This window comes from Vibrio sp. 10N.261.51.F12, assembly GCF_041471725.1.
Lineage (GTDB): Bacteria > Pseudomonadota > Gammaproteobacteria > Enterobacterales > Vibrionaceae > Vibrio.
Genome location: NZ_JBFROV010000012.1, coordinates 136,944 through 153,988, shown reverse-complemented (window position 1 = coordinate 153,988; position 17,045 = coordinate 136,944). Strand labels below are relative to the sequence as shown.

The following is a 17,045-nucleotide window of genomic DNA, read 5'->3' as shown; positions in this document are numbered from 1 at the left end:
CGGGCTTAGCTTGGCATGTAAGCCCGACATTTACGGAGCTTTGGAATACAGAGCGTTTCCATCGCATACCACGCCTTTAAATACGTGGCACTTTTTAGACACGGAGTGATGGAAAAGTTCCTCAGCTCCGTATCAAAAAGTGATTAAAGACCTTTGATGTTTTCTACTTCAAGTTCGTTGAAGTATTTCACTGTCTTCACTTTCAATTCTTGTTGCGCCGCTTCATCTGCAACGATGATGGCTTTACGGTGCATTTGAAGTGCCGTTACTGTCCACATGTGGTTTACAGAGCCTTCAACTGCCATTTGCAGAGCAACCGCTTTGTTATGACCAAGCGTTAGGATCATCACTTCTTCGGCATCAAGCAGAGTCGCTACGCCGATTGTCAATGCGTACTTAGGTACCTGGCTGATATCGTTGTCGAAGAAACGAGAGTTTGCGATACGAGTATCTTCAGTCAGTGTTTTGATACGAGTACGTGAAGCAAGTGAAGAACCTGGTTCATTGAACGCGATATGTCCATCGATGCCAACGCCACCCATGAATAGGTTGATTTTACCATATGAACGCATTTTTTCTTCGTAAGCCGCACAGTGCGCATCGATATCGTCAGCTTGACCGTTAAGAAGGTTAATGTTTTCTTCTTGTACATCAACGTGGTTGAAGAAGTTATTGTACATGAAAGAACGGTATGACTCTGGGTGATTAGGATCGATTCCTACGTACTCATCCATGTTGAAGGTCACAACGTGTTTGAAGCTCACTTCGCCAGCATTATAAAGCGCAATCAATGCTTTATAAGTTGATAGAGGCGTGCCACCAGTAGGTAAACCAAGAACAAATGGCTTGTCTGCTGTTGGTTTGAAAGCGTTAATGCGCTCAGCGATATGACGTGCTGCCCATTTACCTACTTGATCTGCTTTTTGTAATGGAATAAGTCTCATGGTCTTCCCCTAATAGAAAAATTTGTGTGTGCTGAAACATTAATTCGCATTATAAAATAAGTTTTTCGAGTCGGCTATTACTTTTCAGTGAATTTTGTGTTTTTTCTTGATCAAGATCGCTAATGTGACGAAATTCTTATTGGTTGGTAACGTTATAGCGTGTATTTGTCTGCTAATTTTTGACAGTAAATAAAGTGCAACCGCTTAAGAAGAAAGGTGTATCAGGATAACGGTTACTGATGTTGTGGTTACTCGTCAACAATTCGAATGCAACGTTTTGTCCTGTGAAATGCCTGTAGTGTGTTGTGCTGAGTGAGTTTGGGGTAATTAGTCATCCCGACGGTGAGGATAAATTATCAACGACTCTGATCGACTTGTTTTTATCTCGCGTAAGCATGCAATGAAAACTCAACAACACGATAGAAAAGGAAGACAACATGTTTAAGCGAATGACAGCACTTTTTACTCTAATGATGGCCTCTTTTGCATTTATGAGTGGGGCGCATGCAAACCATCACGGGATGAAGAAAGACATCGTTGATGTGGCGGCAGAAAATGGCTCATTTACTACCTTGGTGGCGGCAGTTAAAGCGGCGGGTCTGGTGGAAACGCTGAAAGGAAAGGGGCCTTTCACGGTCTTTGCTCCTACGGATGCCGCGTTTGCCAAACTCCCTGACGGCACTATTGATATGCTGCTCAAGCCGGAAAACAAAGACAAGCTTGTCGCAATTCTCACCTATCATGTTGTCCCCGGTAAAGTCATGGCATCAGATGTGGTTGCGCTGACGAGTGCAGACACCGTACAAGGAGAAGCGGTAGCGATAAGCGTGGTAGATGGGAAAGTCATGGTCAATAACGCGCAGGTTGTGGCAACAGATGTTGAAGCCAGTAACGGCGTTATTCATGTTATTGATACTGTTTTAATGCCGAAATAAATCGCGATACCGCTAGAGAACGTTAATACGATTAACCGTTGATATGTCTCTCGCAGTTGAAAATATATAGCGACACCTACAAGCAATAAGCGCATCCAATCGAGTGGATGCGCTTTTTTATAGAGAGTAGTGGCCTAGCTATATTGCGTTGCTTTGTTCGTCGATAAGTAACCTATAGTAACTGCTCGTTAGCGGTCACTTTTACATCGACATTACCGCGTAACGCGTTGGAGTATGGGCAAACTTGATGGGCAACTCGTACTAATTCGACAGCAGCCGATGTTTCCATATCCAATGTCACTTCCAGTGCAACATCTAATACAAACCCGCCTTGGTCGTTTGCTTTCAGTGCGACGGTCGCTTTAGTTGGAGCTTCACGCAATGCGATTTTTTGCTGTTGAGCAATGTGCAAAATAGCATTTGAAAAACAAGCGGAATAACCTGCGGCAAATAGCTGTTCTGGGTTAGTTGCTTCACCCGTTCCGCCTAATTGTTTTGGGTAAGACAAAGCGAGATCCAGCATGCCATCGTCCGTTTTTACTTGTCCGTTTCGGCCTGCTAGTGCGGTTGCAGAAGTCGTATATAAAGCGCTCATAAAGATGTTTCCCTTTGTTCTTATCGGAGTTCGATTGAATTTTTATTTTGAATCTAGTGACGTCGTATCAAGTGTCGCTGTTCTTATTTGGATTGTCATCAACTAGGTTGTGCGCAAACTATATTGCCAAATCAATATGAATGCAAGTATATTGTGCACAACTTAATTTTCATTGGCTCACGATAATGGATAACAATAACCCAGATAATTTGGATCTAGACAAGCAGGTATGCTTTGCTCTTTACAGTGCGAGCAATGCATTAATCAGAGCCTATCGCCCGATACTTGATGCGTTGGACTTGACGTATTTACAGTACATGTCGATGCTGGTGTTGTGGAAAAAATCGCCGATGAATGTCAAAAATATCAGTCAGGACTTGCGAATCGACTCTGGTACGTTGACCCCGTTGCTGAAACGTTTAGAACACAAGGGTTTGATATTGCGTAAACGAAGTGAAATCGATGAGCGTGCGAGACTTATCTCCCTTACCGATGAAGGCTGGGCCCTCAAAGAGCAAGCCTTAGCTGTGCCTTCGGCTATTGGATGCAAAGCTAAATTATCCTTGGATGATGCTCTCGAGCTTAAACGGCTTTGTGATCGATTGACTGAAAATTTGGCAGGCTAGAACATGGATTTTGAAAGACTCTCTCGAATTAGCTTTAAACATTTGACAGCGCTGCACGTGATGTTAGATACCAACAGTGTGACGAAATCTGCCGATGTTTTATTGGTAACTCCATCAAGCGTGAGCAAAACCATTGCTCAATTGCGCGAGATTTTGAGTGATGAGCTGTTCTATCGCGATGGCACTCAGCTTACCCCGACCAGGTACGCATTAAAGATTGCCCCATTGGTGCATTCAATGTTGGCCAGTATGAACGGTTTGCTGAATAAAACGAATTTCGAGCCGCAACGGTTTGAAGGGCGTTTTTCGTTGTCAATGCGTGAAAGTACCTTTGAGCTGTTTGCCCAGCCCCTCGCTCACTTGACGAATGACTGCATCCCTAACGCCAAGCTGAATATTTTAACCAAAGCCAAATATGGCTTTGATGCATTAATGAGTGGGCAAGTAGATTTTATTATTCTGCCTCATGATGTGAGTCAGCCCCCAACGAATATGAAGGACTTGGTTTGGGAACCCATCCTTGAAGATGACTTTGTTTGTCTAATGTCCCCAGACCATCCTTTGGCTGATCAGCCGTTGACAATTGAAGCCTACTTGAATAGCCAACATGTTGGCATTACCGACTCTGAGCTGAATCGCCCTTATTTTGAGCAAGCGCTTCGTCAAACGCACCGCGCTCGTGATGTGAAAGTGATGCTACCAGATTTTGGGTCTGCGGCGATTTTGTGTCGACAATCGGAGCTGCTATTTACTTGCTCTAAGCGATGGGCAGATGTTGCGATGCAAGCCAAAGGACTGGTCGTGAAACCTGCGCCGTTTGAGTATGAAAAGTTGGGATACAGTTTGGTGTGGAACAAGGCCAGTATCAATGATCATGCGATTCAATGGTTATGTAACTACCTAAGAGGGTTGATAGAAAATTGCAGGGCAACGGAGAACGACAAGGATAGTGAGGCGTAATATTGGATTAGGCATGGGACAATCGGAAATAAACACCGTTGCATAATCCCGCCTTTGCCCGTAGTGTAGGTAATGTTCATTTATGGAGAATCAAATGATAATTCGTGTGACTTACCTCTGGCTCATTCTGCTTATACCTGTAGCCCGGTAGGTAACACTGTGCCTGGCTACGAGTAACGTAGTGAGGCAAGCCAACCTTATTAATTCTCGTAGCCCAATAAAAGTAAAAGGGAGACTAGAATGACGATAACCAGCAAGCCGATTGACGGTAGCCATCGCTCAAGCACTGGCATCAACTCAACTGCACATACTAGTTCAGGTGCGATCAGCCGCTCTAAGGCCATGGTTCCGGCTAAATCCAGATCTCGTATATTAACTGGAATTTTTCTTGCGCTGCTGGGTGCGACATTATTTTCGCTTAAACCAATCCTCATTAAAATTGCCTTTCAATATGGCGGCGATACGACTTCTATCATGTCGTTACGTGCCATTAGTTCCTTGCCGTTTTATCTGTTGATATTGATTTTATTGTGTCGCTCGAATGATCAAAGAGCGCGAGTGAAAAAAGAAGGTTGGAAAGCCGCTGCCTTAGGTGTGTTGGGATACTATTGTGCCAGTTATCTGGATATTGAAGCGTTGAACACTATCTCCGCTCAGTTAGAGCGTTTGCTATTGTTTTTATTTCCAAGCTTTGTGGTGCTTATCTCTTGGGTGTTTTTAAAGAAAAAACCGTCTAAAAATATCGTCACCGCCGTCGTGATTGGATACAGCGGAATCGTGTTAATTGTGGCTCATGATGTATCTTCATTCGGTAATGAGGTATGGGTAGGCAGTGCACTCGCGGTGTGCTCGGCAATAACGTTTGCTTGTTATCTGATTTTGAGCAAGCCGGTGATTACGACATTAGGAAGCAACGCTTTTACTAGTATCGGGATGGGTAGTGCAGGAGTGGCCATATTGATTCACTTGCAATTATCTCAAGCGGATACCACGCAATGGAGTCCTGAGCTGGTGGCTTTAGGTATCGCCTTAGGCTTGTTCTGCACCGTGATTCCGTCTTACCTAATGGCAGGGGCAATGGCGAGATTGAGTGCAACCGAATTCAGTCTCACGGCTAATATTGGACCCGTTATTACCGCTGTCGCAGCGGTGATGGTTCTTGGCGAGCAATTTACAATTTTCCATGGCGTCGGCATGGTGCTCGTGATTGTGTCGGTATACTGGATGAGTAGACCTGCAGTAACCAAAAATAGGAATGAAGAATACGATAAGCGTTGAATGGCTGTGCCCTAGCACTGTGGCTCAGTCTAGGGCACGATGCACTCTACCAAGCGCCGCCAAATTGGATGTACGTGGTCCACTCTTCTGGGCCTTTAGCAACATCAATACCCATGCGTAAACCCAGTTGTCGGGCAAGCAAGTAACGGAATCCGCCGCCACGAGTATAGTGTACCTTAGCATCACGGATACTCTGATCATGCTCAAAGGCGGTACCGGCACCAGCGAATGCCAAAACCGTCCATCGTTCATCAACATCGTAACTCAGTTCAACCTCGCCTAATGCCGTGTTGTCGGCTTGATAGCGCATCGCTGCGATACCACGCATGTCCACAAACGGTTTAGCGTAAATAGACTCCGGAACGCCCAGTCCTTCGGAAACAGACTTAGCATCTGCTCTTAAACCTAGCCCCCATTTCTGAGATAGTCGACGGTAGTTGTGCACGTAAGCATGATATTTCTCGTAATTCGAACTTCCGCCAAATGCTTTGCGGTGATGATCAACCTGAAACTGAGCCTTGGTTCCCTCACGAGGCGCAAACTGGTTATTGCGGCTGTCATAAGAGATTCGCCATCCGAGTCGTCCGTCTGTACTGCTGTCGGAGAGATCACTGTTGTTCGCCAAGGTAATATCAGAAGACATGTAGCTATAGCTACCACCAACAAAGAAGTCAGTGTCACCCAATCGGACATCAAGATCTTGGAAGAAATAGGTGCCTTGGATACTCAGATCCATCGGTGCCATTTCTGGGGCGTAATACTTTAGGTTGAACTTTGCGCCAAATAAACCACCGAGATATCTCACTCTATCGTTGAGCCAATTGCCAGAATGAAACCCGCCGTACATATTGGTGCCGTTAGTGGTACCTAAGGCCATGACACCGGAAACACTCGCTGGGATATCACCCACATGTTCCCCTGATAGACGTTTCTCTTTGCGCTCTTCTGATTCATGGAAAAATAACAATGCAGCCCCGCCACCAAATCCTACCGCAGGGTCGGTAATCGTGAGTGGCACTGGTAGGAAACCGGCGGCGTTATCGAGAATGAATTGGCTAGCGTCAAGGCGTCCGTCCTCTGGGTCAATAAACGAATCCATCATGCTTGCGTTTGTGATTGAGGTCGTACAAGCGGAGACGATCAATAACGAAGTGACCGATAAAGTATTTGAAATTTTCATTGATAGCGATTTCTATAGTTGAAGAGGGACAGCACTCCTTGCACTTATTAAGCATTATAAACCGTGACTTCTCGTCCAAAAGTCAGTGTTGGGTCTATTATTGCTAAATAGTATTAATGTTCAACTATTAGGTATTCGAATAGTGAATGGCTTCTAACTTGATATTAGGTAGGTTTAATCATCTGGTGATTTTCGGCAAGACTCAATGATTTCTACCAATGTTGTGATCCCTGTTTTCCATGCGTTATTGTCGTTAAAATTCGCCACGCTAAAACGTAAGCAGTGATTAAATTGTCCTTTCGAACCAAATAAGCTGCCTGGTAAAACGGATATGCCTTGCGCCAAACATTGCTGATAAATACGGTCACAATCTAAATGAGAGGGCAGTGTCAACCAGCACAAAAATGAACCTGATGGGGTCGCAATTGAATATTCACCATTAAAGTGGTTGTTTAGTTGTTCTCGGAGTAGGGCAATGAATTTTGTTAGATTATCTTGATAATGGCGGTTCATTCGTCTGACGTGTTGCTTGTATTTTCCAGTAGATAGGAACTCACCGACAGCAGACTGAATGAGATTTTGACTCCCCATATTGTCACTAATGAGTGAGCGTTCAATCTGTTGGCTGTATTGCCCAGCGATGAGCCAACCGATTCGGATACGGGAATCGAGCGTTTTTGATAGCGACGTGCAATAAATCACGCGGTGTTGGGTATCCAATTGTTTAAGCGAAGGGACCGAGTTGTCATGGCATAATGCGCCAAACACGTCATCTTCTATGATAGGTATATTCTCACTGCTTTGAAGCAATTGTTGACGGGCCTCCAATGGCATAAATGCACCGGTTGGATTGGTGAAATTTGGGGTAACGACAATCGCGGCGACAGGCCATTGCTGTAGTGCGGACTGCAATGACGGAATGTGCATGCCCGATTCCACTGAACTTGGGATTTCTAAGGCTTTTAACCCCAAAGACTCCAACATCAATAAGATACCAAAATAACACGGTGACTCGACCGCAACCGTGTCGCCAGGCACAGTGACTGCGCGCAGTGCTTGGCTGATAGCTTGCTGGGAGCCATTGGTGACGAAGATGGATTCGCCGCTCGGATCGATGCCTTGGTCGATGGAAATGTTAGCAATCTGCTTGAGAAGTTTCTTGTTGCCTGGAGGCAGTTGATAATGGCTCGGTATATGCGATTGGGCACGGCTGTGTCGGCCGATTTCGGCGTATAAACTGCTGATCGCCGGTCCTTCAATGTTGGGATGCGCAGAGCCGGCGGGCATCGATAGAGATTCTCTAGCTTGACCGAGAATCTCTTTTGTCATTGAAAGGAGGTCCACCGTCGTTGGAACAGTCTCGGTGGGCATCGGCGTGACTAATGGAGTGCAGTGACGAATAAAAGCAGGTTGCACGATAAAACCAGAACGATCCTGCGCCGCCACTCTTCCTGTGGCTTCTAGCTCTTGATACGCCCGGATGACCGTATTCTTAGCCACCCCTAACTTGATACTGGTTGCTCGAATAGAAGGGAGTTTATCACCTGAGCTTAACGCACCGTTTTGTACCAATTTTTCAATGTATTCCTCAACGGCTCTAAATCGAGATATTTTTTTAGTATTGATGGCCGGCATGATCACTCCGTTGATCGTTTTAAAGCTCAGGTTATCTGTACCCATTAAATAACAATAATCTGTATCTTTCGGTAATTTTTGTACCCTGATAATTTAGCATCATCATGGAAAGATTGGCTAGGTAATATCATGTTGAAACGATGCATTCCTTTTATATTTGTTCTTCTCTGGGCATCGGGTTTTGTTGGCGCAAAAATTGGTTTGGTTTATGCCGAGCCAGCAACACTATTGACGATCCGTATGTTGGGGAACGTCGTGTTATTTTTAATACTGATGTTCGTTCTGAAACGGTCGATACCAACGGGCAAGGCGTTACTCCACTCTTGCGTCGTAGGGATATTGATTCATGGGCTCTATCTTGGTGGTACGTATGAAGCCATTCAATACGGTATGCCTGCGGGATTAAGTGCACTATTGGTTGGAATTCAACCATTATTGACGGCGCTATTGGTGACGATTTTTTCACAACAAGTATTGAAAAGTTCACAATGGCTGGGCTTGATCATTGGTTTTATTGGTATTGGCTGTGTACTGGTGGGTAATATCCATTGGCAAGAGGGGAGTGAAAAGCTGGCGGCGTTTATTTTTGTGTTTGCCGCGCTTTTCGGTATTACCTTAGGCACGTTGTACCAAAAACGATTTTGTCGGGGCGTCGATTTACTTGGCGGTGCGATGGCGCAATACGTGGCTGCGGCGACTCTTTTCATTCCTGTTGCTTTGATGACAGAAACGAGGCAGGTGGATTGGACGTGGGAATTTTCCTTGACCATGGTGTGGTTAGTGGTCGTGCTGTCGGGCATCGCTGTACTGTTGCTGTTGTATATGGTGGAGCATGGAGAATCCTCCAAAGTCGCTTCTGTATTTTACCTAGTTCCACCGGTTGCAGCACTGCAGGCGTGGCTTCTGTTCGGAGAGTCTTTCGACCAATTTGGTCTTCTTGGATTCTGCCTCGCCTCTGCTTCTGTTTATTTAGTGGCGAAAGCGCCAGAATTTAAGAGGAAAAAATCAAAAAATGTGGGTAAAACCATGTCCAAGCAGTATGAAATACGTTAATGTCCGAAGTTCTTAACATCTTATAGTAAGTACTGCGATGATAACCCGTTTTTTAAGCCTGTCTGAATCGACAAAAGGCGTTGTTGCTTCTGTTTTTGCTTCCTGCTTATTTGCTTTGATGCCTGTTTACGTTCAGTTTCAACCTCAATTGGATAATTGGACGATAACCGGTGGCGAGGGGCATTGGATTGCGATTCAACGAGTCATCTGGAGTGCTCTTCTGATGATACTTGTCTTAATGATGAGTGGTAGGATTCGATTGTTTTGGCAAGCATTTAAACAGGCTCATCGATGGCATCGTTATCTACTGTCAGCGCTGCTGGTGGGGCCTCAATATTGGATTTTTGTTTGGGCGCCACTGAATGGAGAGACACTCTCGGTTGCTCTTGGGTATTTTTCTCTACCTTTAGTTTTGGTCCTAGTGGGGCGATTTGTTTATGGCGACCAATTGTCCCCCCTGCAAACGCTCGCATGCCTAGTGGCAACAGCGGGTGTCGCGTATGCATATGCAATGGCTGATGGATTGTCTTGGATTGTTTTATTGATCGCATTGGGGTACCCAGTCTACTTTGTTCATAGACGCACACTGAATATCCAAAGTGACGTAGGATTCACGCTTGATAATGTCTTTTTGTTGCCTTTTGCTATCAGTGCTATGTTTTACTTGCAGCCTTTCGAAGCGCTTCGTGAGCTAGACTTATCGATAATAGGTTATTACATTGGTTTAGCAATAACCGGCTCTGTACCCATGCTGTTGTTTTTGTATGCCTCGCAATCATTGTCTATGTCTGTCTTCGGATTATTAGGTTACGTAGAGCCCGCGCTCGTGTTTTTAGTCGGGCTGATGTTGGGCGAGCGAGTGGCCACGGCCGATTTACCTACCTACTTATTAGTGATGACAGCGTTGGTTATTTTGGCGATCGATGGTGTGCGTAGAGCGCGCTCTCAAGGTTTAGGAATAAACTAACTAATTCTAGTTGAGTGATAACCATGATTGAAAAGATATGGGCCGAGTATCAGGACGGTTTACAGCGATTCTTGCTGAGTAAGTTATCAGACCCTGATGATGTTGATGATGTACTGCAAGAGGTATTAATAAAGACGCACCAAAATCTTGATAAGCTCGAAAACCCCGAAAGCATTAAAGCATGGCTATTTCAGATAGCAAATCGCTCTGTGATTGATTTGTATCGACGCAATGGTCGAAGCGCAATCTTGGAAGGGGAGACGCTATGGTTTGATCAAGATGAAGAAAGTGCAAAAGAGCAGTTGGCGCAATGCATGGAACCATTGATCCGCTCCTTGCCGGGTACTTCCGCAGCCTTATTGACATCGGTTGACTTGGAAGGGAAATCTCAAAAAGAGATGGCAAAAGAGATGGGGATCAGTTACTCGACACTAAAATCCCGTATTCAAAGAGGACGCGTTGACCTGCGCAATGTCTTAGAACAGTGCTGTCAGTTGTCATTCGACACGAATGGTAACTTGATGGATTATCACCCAAGAAAAAAGGATTGCGACGGTTGCTAAGTAAAAATGGCTTTTGATAAATAAATATTTATTTATCAAAAGCACAGAGCGTAAAGGTTTTACATTGTAAATTTAAGCCTTAATAGACTGGATTATTAGACCGCAATAGATCGTTATTCCTTACTAGAGAGTTAGTCCACGATAGTTTGTTATTACAAAATAAATGGTTAACGAAGGCTGATTTCACCTAGTGTGACCTTGGTTAGAGCTAAATAGGCTAGGTTAGAGTGATGAACCAGTCGTGTCGCACCCTCTAGTTCAAACCCCAAGTCTAATGATTCATTGGCATGACCTTTGATTTTATTTAATCGATCAAGAGCGCTTGTTAAGTCTGAGTTTGAGCCTTTAGGGGTCTTCAACTGTTGTAAACTCATTAGCTGGTCAGTGAGCTTTCGCACGCTGACCTCTAAGTCGTAAGCATCTTCGGTTCGACAGATGCGATGTCGATATTTTTCTAATAGTTTTAGAGTATCGATAAGGTGTTCTTGAAGCGTTAACTGATCCATGTTCGGAATATCCTTAATAAAGTCACCTGTTTAGCGGTGAGCGGTGTTGAGGATAAGTGTCGTTCATTATTGGGCAACGGGTAAAAAAAAGAACAACAATTCGATTTATATCACATTAACTGAATAAAAATTCATTTTATTGCATGATTGATTCATGAGTCTTTGGTCTTGTGGATGGCTTTGATCTACTTATTTGTAACGTGGTGTATTAAGCCCTTCAGTTTTGCTAATCCCCAAGCCCCTGTTGTCACAATATCCTGAATCTCACCCTCGATGATCATTGTTTCAAATTCCTCAATGGAAAAGGATTTGGTGATTAAGTCTTCTTCTTCGACATCAAGGTTACGAGCGGATTGGCTAAGCTCAGTGGCAAGGTAGATATGACAGGTTTGATTGAGAAAACCATAAGCAATAAGCTGTTGACCCACATAAGTCATATTACCAGCGATCAATCCCGTTTCTTCTTGCAGCTCTCCTTTTGCCAGTTCTAATGGGTCGGCTTCAGGGTTGGACTCCCAAGCACCTTGCGGCAGTTCCCAGTAACGACAACCTACGGAATAGCGGTATTGCTGGACCAAGTGGATTCGAGCGCCGTCGATGGCAATAATGACAGCGCAGTCAGGTTTATCAACGACCCCATAAATGCCGGTGGCGCCACTTTCTCGTTCGATTTGATCTTCTCTTACCGTCATCCACGAGTTTTGATAAACAATGGTTGAGTTCAATGTTTTGATAGACATAAAATAATGCTCGCAAGTAATAAAGGTCTGGCGTCACTATATAACGCCTAACGTTAGAAAGCTAAAGCTAGAAAGCGATCGCATTCTAGCTAGGTGCTGTGCATTTGATGTGTGAAGCTGACGGGGTCGCAAACCCCTACTCAGTTTCACTAGCAGTGAGTGTTGAAGGAGGAAAATAAACAGAAATATGAGGAATTTCTACTAGTTTGACTGAAATATAGATAACGAAGGGTTCTCAGATGAAGCAATGCCGATGGTTGTTTCTATTTATTATTGCGCTTTCCACTCTTCAAGCGAAGGCGTTAGATTCATTTCCACTATCGCCACCTGACACTCATTCCCCTCGGGCGACATACGAGAGTTTTACAACCATTGTCGCTCAGGCTAATTCTGCGTTGAGTCATGCACTTGCGGATGAGTCAGGGGTCACGACTGAAGAAAAGCAGCGAGTTTATGGATTGTTTAATAAAGCCACTCAAACCTTTGATTTGTCGGATATTCCAGCTTCTTATCATCAAAGAATTGGTATTGAATCAGTAATGTTACTCAAAGAGGTATTAGATCGTCTTCCTCCGTTTGACGTCGACGCGATACCAGACGACCACAACTTGACTAGCTGGCGTATTCCTAACTCAAGTATTGAGATTGTTCGTTCAGAGACGGGACAGTTTTTATTTTCCAAAGTGACGGTTGATCGTTTGTTTGATTATTATTCACTTGTGAAGCACCTTCCAGCTAACGATGTAACGGCACTAGATTATTATGAGTATTATTCACTTAGCGCGGGTCGGTTGATACCGCCAGCATGGTTTCATCATATTGAGGGGTTACCTAAGGTATTCATGTCTGAATTTGGTGATCAAGCGCTATGGCAGTGGTTAGCCATTACTGTGTTGACGATATTGCTCGCCGGATACGCGTTTCTTGTGTACCGGCGACTGAGACGGGCGATCGTCAAACCTGTATTGATGGCAGCGGGATTATTTACTTATATCTGGCTTGCTGATGACCAGCTAAATCTTACTGGTAGTGTGATGAGTTTGCTCAATATCACGGGTGAATTACTACTTTGGCCGTTAGTTGCACAAGTTGCTTACATGCTTGGTGCCTCGATATGCCAATGGTTGATTGGACGGGATAAAAGTCATAATGGGTTACGAAGAAGCTTGGCGCAAATCTCTGGAACAATAATTGGTAGTTTGTGTGCAGTGGCGGTGTTGGGGTTTGGATTACATCGTTTAGGTGTCCCTGTTTATGGCATTGTGACAGGCTTGAGCCTTGGAGGGATGGCGATTGCACTGGCGATTCGCCCCACCATGGAAAATTTGATTGGGGGCGTCATTTTATTTATGGACCGCTCCTTGTCTGTTGGCGATTTTTGCGCGGTAGGCAAGGTTTCTGGGGTTGTTGAGCAGATTGGGGTGCGATCGACACGTATCAGAGCGAAGGATCGCACTCAAATTACCATGGCAAATGGGGACTTGGCTAAAATGGAGATCATCAACTTTAGCCGCCGCGATAGGTATCCATTTTTAGTGACACTAGGCTTACGATATGAGACACCAATGGAAGATATGGTGCAGATCACGAGAGGAATAAAAGAGTGTTTGGCGGGAAATGACTCCGTGCTGAGCACACCTTTACGTGTTCATTTTTCAGCGTTTAGCGACTACAGTATGGATATCGAAGTCTTCGCGCATATTGATACATCTGATCGGGAAACATTCCTCAATATTCAACAGAAGCTGTTAATGGATATCAACACCGTTATTCTCGAGCATGGTGCCAAGTTTGCGTTACCATCGAATACCACCTACCTCCATCCTGATAACCTAGCGCATGCGATGACGCCGTTTAAACGAATAAACGATAGCGTGACGTAATGTGATTCTCTGTAGCATTAATTTAAACGAGATATTATTGGGTGCCATGCGATGGAATTGAAGAGTTTTTATCGAATAGTTCAAATGACGCTAGCTCAGTTCGAGACTTTTTGTTAAAAAGAGCAGATAAAAATGATTCGTACAACATTTGTTGAATCTTTAAATAAACATCAAAACAAAGGACACTGGCGTGCAACCAAGTATTCAATTCGAAAAATTTGTAGACCTAGATTTTGATCTTGCCGAGTGCCCTCGTTGGGACTGGCGTACTCACTCTTGGATGTGGGTGAATATCTGCGATGGTGAGTTATGGCGAAACAAAGATGGTCAAAATGAAAAGCTAGAGTTCGAAGAACCGATAGGTTGTTTTGCATTGCATGGAGAGCAAGGCTTCACTGTTGCCTTAAAGTCAGGGATGTACCTCGTTGAAGCTTGGGGCAGTGAAAAAAAATCGTTAGCGCCATTAGTGTCTGAATTCCCACGTATGCGATACAACGATGGTCGCGGTGCACCCGGTGGTCGCTTTGTTGCGGGTACGCGTAACGGAGCCAAAGTCGGCGATCAAGGTCAATTTCATCAGCTAAATTTAGATGGCACCATTGAAGCGTTACCGATGTTTGCATGGACCTGTAATGGTCTTGCGTTCTCGCCGGATGGTCAGTGGTTATATTGGGCTGATACGGGTTCCAGCAAGGTTTACAAACACAGTTACAACCCGGAAGCAGGCGAATACGGTGAGCAAGTATTGCATTGTGATCTTGACGGTTATGAAGGCCGTCCTGATGGCGCGAGTGTCGATGTTAATGGTAATTACTGGGTCGCTATGTACGCGGGTCAATCGGTCGTTCAAATTTCACCAGAGGGTGAGGTTAAACAGGTCGTTAGCGTGCCATCAGAGAACCCAACAATGGTAGGTTTTGGTGGTGAAACGATGAAAGACTTAATGGTGACGTCGGCAGCCAGCGACAATGAAAAAGGTAAGCTTCTGATAGCGAAAGACGTTGTTGAAGGGGTAAAAGAAAGCCTAGTGACTGTACTCGTATAGTGCATTACTCGCCTTTTACATAAGTCGTACAATACCTAATTCGTACAATACATAAGTCATGTCGTGCATTAACGCCATGAAGATAAAGTCCTAAGTAGGGACGCAATTAGCATTGCTACTTAGGACGTCATCGCGGTTTGACAATGGGTTGTGCGATTCATTTCACTTAAATCGTCCTCAGTAATGTATTTCTTTGCGACTACGTTCCCAGATACCACCAAATGGGAGATGTAATGATGGCTGTTTGAGGTAGGCATATTACTCCACAAAAAGTCTGCTTTAGTCGTATCAGAAAAGCGAATATTCAGTACTATCGCTTGCCGCTCATCTCGCATATCGTACACATTAATCTCGCATTGCCTCATGGCTCACCCTTTCCCTTCGCGTGTCATTCTTGTCTTCCTTAACGTTAAAGCCAGTCGTACTGATAAATACTCTATAAGGTCGATCATGGCTTGATTATCAATGTCGTAACATAATTTCATTCTTGTTAACGAATAGATTACACGTTATTCGTACGGTAAACTTTGAATTGCTTCAAAACGCCTTGAACAAATATCATACAAATAACGTTTTTGGAATACACCTCAAATAAAGTAAGGGTATTGTGATGGCTTTTAGTGAGAATTTAGAAATTAATAAGGGTTAGCGGATGAGTTTATATCACGGGCAGAACGCATTGAATTGCAAGCCTTTATCGGCGATAGAGTCTTCATCAGTAACCACGTGCTGGTTGCAAAGTCGCGGTAGAGCCTCGTTATTCTCTGTAACATGGCTCATCATCGGGGTTGATGAGCCATGTGTAAATTTAGTGAATAGCGTGGCATCGTTTTGTTGAAGAACGTGGTATCGCGTTATTGAAGTACTTTGCGCGCATGAGCAGGTTGGGTTGGTCGAGCGTTATTGCCCATCGCACCTTGCAAAACCTCAAGTTCTTGCTGACCGACGGTTTGTTTATCTTTTAGAACAAACCATCGAACACCTTCGCTGCAGGGAGGTGTTGTTAGAGAACCACTAAACCGGTAGTACGAACGAAGGCGCGGCAACAGTGAATTCAGTGAAATTTGTGTATCTGGTTGAACCGCTTCACCGTTACTAGGAAGGTCTGATAATACGTGTTGCAACGCGCTTTCCTCTCTGAGGCCAGCTTGATAAAAAACACTGATGACGGCTAATTCGTCGTGACTATTAGCATGAACAAAGTGTGCTTCCAACGGAGAGGTTTTACCATTCAATGTGTTTTCGGACGGGGTATGGAAGTGAAATTGTTTAAGAGTAAACGTGTCACCATCTATTTGTAGCGTGTTGTCACCTGTCACGTTAGCTTGGATGGTGTGGCCATTGTTGATGACCTCAGACACATGCCCTGAATACTTGATCGAGAGATTTGGTAATTGCGCATCGACCAAGACGGTGTCATTGATGTCGATTGGGCTTTGATTTTTCCCTTCCGAACATGTTGCGCTGAGCGCTCCCCATGACTCAACCCCATGATCTCCGTGATACCCCCAATCGGAGGCGAATGATGCATGTGCGATGACCATGGCACCTAAGCCGATTAGTGCTCTCGTTGTATTATTTTTCATCACCTGTCCTTACTTATTATTGAGTTCAATCTATGTTGATTGTGTTCTTTTAACGGTATAGCAACTAATTGAAAATCTAGATACTAATAAATTTATACGATGGTTTTGCTTTCTACTGGCGAGAGGGTATGTGAATTATACAAATATGCCACAAGGTGAGTATTGTGTTGTGAAGCTTATCCAAAAATTGAAGCGAAGATAAGGTGCAGTGTGTTGCTAGGAGGCTGTTAATCACGGCATGAATAATACGTTTAGACAATGATGGCATAAGAGGCAAGCATACCGTCTCTAGCGGTCGCATTGTCTCCAGAAGCCAGCGTTACTTACCCGCAAGTACCTTAGGCCGTCATCCACGTGCAGACGAGGATCTTCATCAGCGTGTGACTTACTTAGGTCGAAATGAATGACACCAGAATAGGTTCACAACGCGCTGATGAAGATCCCCTTTTTCAAGGGGATGACGGTTAGTTTTTATTTGTGAAGGTAGTCATATGCCGGAATTTATTCTGCGCTGATGAAAACCGAACTGGCACGTTTTTGGACAGAAAT

At 44.4% G+C, this 17,045-nt stretch carries 17 protein-coding genes; 9 read left to right on the top strand and 8 right to left on the bottom strand.

What is annotated here, in order from left to right:
- Positions 1-143: 143 nt before the first annotated feature.
- The gene (gene nagB, locus AB4405_RS06835; protein ID WP_372060182.1) at positions 144-944 is read right to left on the bottom strand and encodes a glucosamine-6-phosphate deaminase; all 801 of its coding nucleotides are present in this window, start codon (positions 942-944) and stop codon (positions 144-146) included.
- Between the two features lie 437 nt (positions 945-1,381).
- On the opposite strand from nagB, the gene AB4405_RS06830 reads away from it, so the two are divergent.
- Positions 1,382-1,879 carry a fasciclin domain-containing protein gene (locus tag AB4405_RS06830; RefSeq protein WP_372060181.1) on the top strand — a complete coding sequence of 166 codons (498 nt, stop codon included), beginning with the start codon at positions 1,382-1,384 and terminating at the stop codon, positions 1,877-1,879.
- A 172-nt stretch (positions 1,880-2,051) separates the two neighbouring features.
- Here AB4405_RS06830 and AB4405_RS06825 read toward each other — a convergent pair whose 3' ends face one another.
- On the bottom strand, positions 2,052-2,474 hold the full coding sequence (locus AB4405_RS06825; RefSeq protein ID WP_372060180.1) for an organic hydroperoxide resistance protein: 423 nt from the start codon (positions 2,472-2,474) through the stop codon (positions 2,052-2,054).
- A 185-nt stretch (positions 2,475-2,659) separates the two neighbouring features.
- Here AB4405_RS06825 and AB4405_RS06820 point away from each other — a divergent pair, with 185 nt between their 5' ends.
- The 3 genes from AB4405_RS06820 to AB4405_RS06810 all read left to right on the top strand — a co-directional run bounded on the left by AB4405_RS06820 (position 2,660) and on the right by AB4405_RS06810 (position 5,338).
- The gene (locus tag AB4405_RS06820) at positions 2,660-3,100 is read left to right on the top strand and encodes a MarR family winged helix-turn-helix transcriptional regulator (protein ID WP_372060179.1); all 441 of its coding nucleotides are present in this window, start codon (positions 2,660-2,662) and stop codon (positions 3,098-3,100) included.
- A gap of 3 nt (positions 3,101-3,103) precedes the next feature.
- The gene (locus tag AB4405_RS06815; protein WP_372060178.1) at positions 3,104-4,060 is read left to right on the top strand and encodes a LysR family transcriptional regulator; all 957 of its coding nucleotides are present in this window, start codon (positions 3,104-3,106) and stop codon (positions 4,058-4,060) included.
- 342 nt (positions 4,061-4,402) lie between these two features.
- Positions 4,403-5,338, top strand: a complete 936-nt coding sequence (locus AB4405_RS06810) for a DMT family transporter (protein ID WP_372060203.1) — start codon at positions 4,403-4,405, stop codon at positions 5,336-5,338.
- Positions 5,339-5,384: 46 nt separating this feature from the next.
- On the opposite strand, the gene AB4405_RS06805 is transcribed toward AB4405_RS06810, so the two are convergent.
- Positions 5,385-6,518: a BamA/TamA family outer membrane protein gene (locus AB4405_RS06805; protein WP_372060177.1), complete on the bottom strand. Its 1,134-nt coding sequence runs from the start codon at positions 6,516-6,518 to the stop codon at positions 5,385-5,387.
- A 174-nt stretch (positions 6,519-6,692) separates the two neighbouring features.
- Complete coding sequence (locus tag AB4405_RS06800; RefSeq protein ID WP_372060176.1) at positions 6,693-8,153, bottom strand: PLP-dependent aminotransferase family protein; 1,461 nt, start codon at positions 8,151-8,153, stop codon at positions 6,693-6,695.
- A 129-nt stretch (positions 8,154-8,282) separates the two neighbouring features.
- Between AB4405_RS06800 and AB4405_RS06795 the strand changes: the two genes are divergently transcribed.
- From AB4405_RS06795 to sigZ, 3 genes are read left to right on the top strand one after another with little or no spacing between them, the layout of a single operon-like run.
- The gene (locus tag AB4405_RS06795) at positions 8,283-9,206 is read left to right on the top strand and encodes a DMT family transporter (protein ID WP_372060175.1); all 924 of its coding nucleotides are present in this window, start codon (positions 8,283-8,285) and stop codon (positions 9,204-9,206) included.
- Between the two features lie 37 nt (positions 9,207-9,243).
- Entirely contained in the window at positions 9,244-10,173 is a 930-nt protein-coding gene (gene rarD / locus AB4405_RS06790) for an EamA family transporter RarD (RefSeq protein WP_372060174.1), read from the top strand.
- Between the two features lie 23 nt (positions 10,174-10,196).
- Positions 10,197-10,736, top strand: coding sequence for an RNA polymerase sigma factor SigZ (gene sigZ / locus AB4405_RS06785; RefSeq protein WP_372060173.1), 540 nt, complete (start codon positions 10,197-10,199; stop codon positions 10,734-10,736).
- A 167-nt stretch (positions 10,737-10,903) separates the two neighbouring features.
- Here sigZ and AB4405_RS06780 read toward each other — a convergent pair whose 3' ends face one another.
- A complete protein-coding gene (locus AB4405_RS06780) occupies positions 10,904-11,242 on the bottom strand; it encodes a hypothetical protein (protein WP_102470441.1) in 339 nt (112 codons plus the stop codon).
- A gap of 185 nt (positions 11,243-11,427) precedes the next feature.
- Complete coding sequence (locus AB4405_RS06775) at positions 11,428-11,982, bottom strand: NUDIX hydrolase (RefSeq protein WP_102470442.1); 555 nt, start codon at positions 11,980-11,982, stop codon at positions 11,428-11,430.
- A 239-nt stretch (positions 11,983-12,221) separates the two neighbouring features.
- On the opposite strand from AB4405_RS06775, the gene AB4405_RS06770 reads away from it, so the two are divergent.
- Together AB4405_RS06770 and AB4405_RS06765 are read left to right on the top strand one after the other, a co-directional pair.
- Positions 12,222-13,865 carry a mechanosensitive ion channel family protein gene (locus tag AB4405_RS06770; RefSeq protein ID WP_372060172.1) on the top strand — a complete coding sequence of 548 codons (1,644 nt, stop codon included), beginning with the start codon at positions 12,222-12,224 and terminating at the stop codon, positions 13,863-13,865.
- A gap of 190 nt (positions 13,866-14,055) precedes the next feature.
- Positions 14,056-14,910, top strand: a complete 855-nt coding sequence (locus tag AB4405_RS06765) for an SMP-30/gluconolactonase/LRE family protein (RefSeq protein ID WP_372060171.1) — start codon at positions 14,056-14,058, stop codon at positions 14,908-14,910.
- 119 nt (positions 14,911-15,029) lie between these two features.
- Here AB4405_RS06765 and AB4405_RS06760 read toward each other — a convergent pair whose 3' ends face one another.
- Both AB4405_RS06760 and AB4405_RS06755 read right to left on the bottom strand, forming a co-directional pair.
- On the bottom strand, positions 15,030-15,275 hold the full coding sequence (locus AB4405_RS06760; protein ID WP_102470445.1) for a hypothetical protein: 246 nt from the start codon (positions 15,273-15,275) through the stop codon (positions 15,030-15,032).
- Positions 15,276-15,764: 489 nt separating this feature from the next.
- On the bottom strand, positions 15,765-16,454 hold the full coding sequence (locus AB4405_RS06755; protein ID WP_372060202.1) for a carbonic anhydrase: 690 nt from the start codon (positions 16,452-16,454) through the stop codon (positions 15,765-15,767).
- Positions 16,455-17,045: the final 591 nt, after the last annotated feature.

Excerpts from the sequence above, each read along its gene's own strand:
- nagB (WP_372060182.1), bottom strand. The coding sequence starts at position 944 with ATGAGACTTATTCCATTACAAAAAGCAGATCAAGTAGGTAAATGGGCA.
- AB4405_RS06830 (WP_372060181.1), top strand. The coding sequence starts at position 1,382 with ATGTTTAAGCGAATGACAGCACTTTTTACTCTAATGATGGCCTCTTTT.
- AB4405_RS06825 (WP_372060180.1), bottom strand. The coding sequence starts at position 2,474 with ATGAGCGCTTTATATACGACTTCTGCAACCGCACTAGCAGGCCGAAAC.
- AB4405_RS06820 (WP_372060179.1), top strand. The coding sequence starts at position 2,660 with ATGGATAACAATAACCCAGATAATTTGGATCTAGACAAGCAGGTATGC.
- AB4405_RS06815 (WP_372060178.1), top strand. The coding sequence starts at position 3,104 with ATGGATTTTGAAAGACTCTCTCGAATTAGCTTTAAACATTTGACAGCG.
- AB4405_RS06810 (WP_372060203.1), top strand. The coding sequence starts at position 4,403 with ATGGTTCCGGCTAAATCCAGATCTCGTATATTAACTGGAATTTTTCTT.
- AB4405_RS06805 (WP_372060177.1), bottom strand. The coding sequence starts at position 6,518 with ATGAAAATTTCAAATACTTTATCGGTCACTTCGTTATTGATCGTCTCC.
- AB4405_RS06800 (WP_372060176.1), bottom strand. The coding sequence starts at position 8,153 with ATGCCGGCCATCAATACTAAAAAAATATCTCGATTTAGAGCCGTTGAG.
- AB4405_RS06795 (WP_372060175.1), top strand. The coding sequence starts at position 8,283 with ATGTTGAAACGATGCATTCCTTTTATATTTGTTCTTCTCTGGGCATCG.
- rarD (WP_372060174.1), top strand. The coding sequence starts at position 9,244 with ATGATAACCCGTTTTTTAAGCCTGTCTGAATCGACAAAAGGCGTTGTT.
- sigZ (WP_372060173.1), top strand. The coding sequence starts at position 10,197 with ATGATTGAAAAGATATGGGCCGAGTATCAGGACGGTTTACAGCGATTC.
- AB4405_RS06780 (WP_102470441.1), bottom strand. The coding sequence starts at position 11,242 with ATGGATCAGTTAACGCTTCAAGAACACCTTATCGATACTCTAAAACTA.
- AB4405_RS06775 (WP_102470442.1), bottom strand. The coding sequence starts at position 11,982 with ATGTCTATCAAAACATTGAACTCAACCATTGTTTATCAAAACTCGTGG.
- AB4405_RS06770 (WP_372060172.1), top strand. The coding sequence starts at position 12,222 with ATGAAGCAATGCCGATGGTTGTTTCTATTTATTATTGCGCTTTCCACT.
- AB4405_RS06760 (WP_102470445.1), bottom strand. The coding sequence starts at position 15,275 with ATGAGGCAATGCGAGATTAATGTGTACGATATGCGAGATGAGCGGCAA.
- AB4405_RS06755 (WP_372060202.1), bottom strand. The coding sequence starts at position 16,454 with ATGGTCATCGCACATGCATCATTCGCCTCCGATTGGGGGTATCACGGA.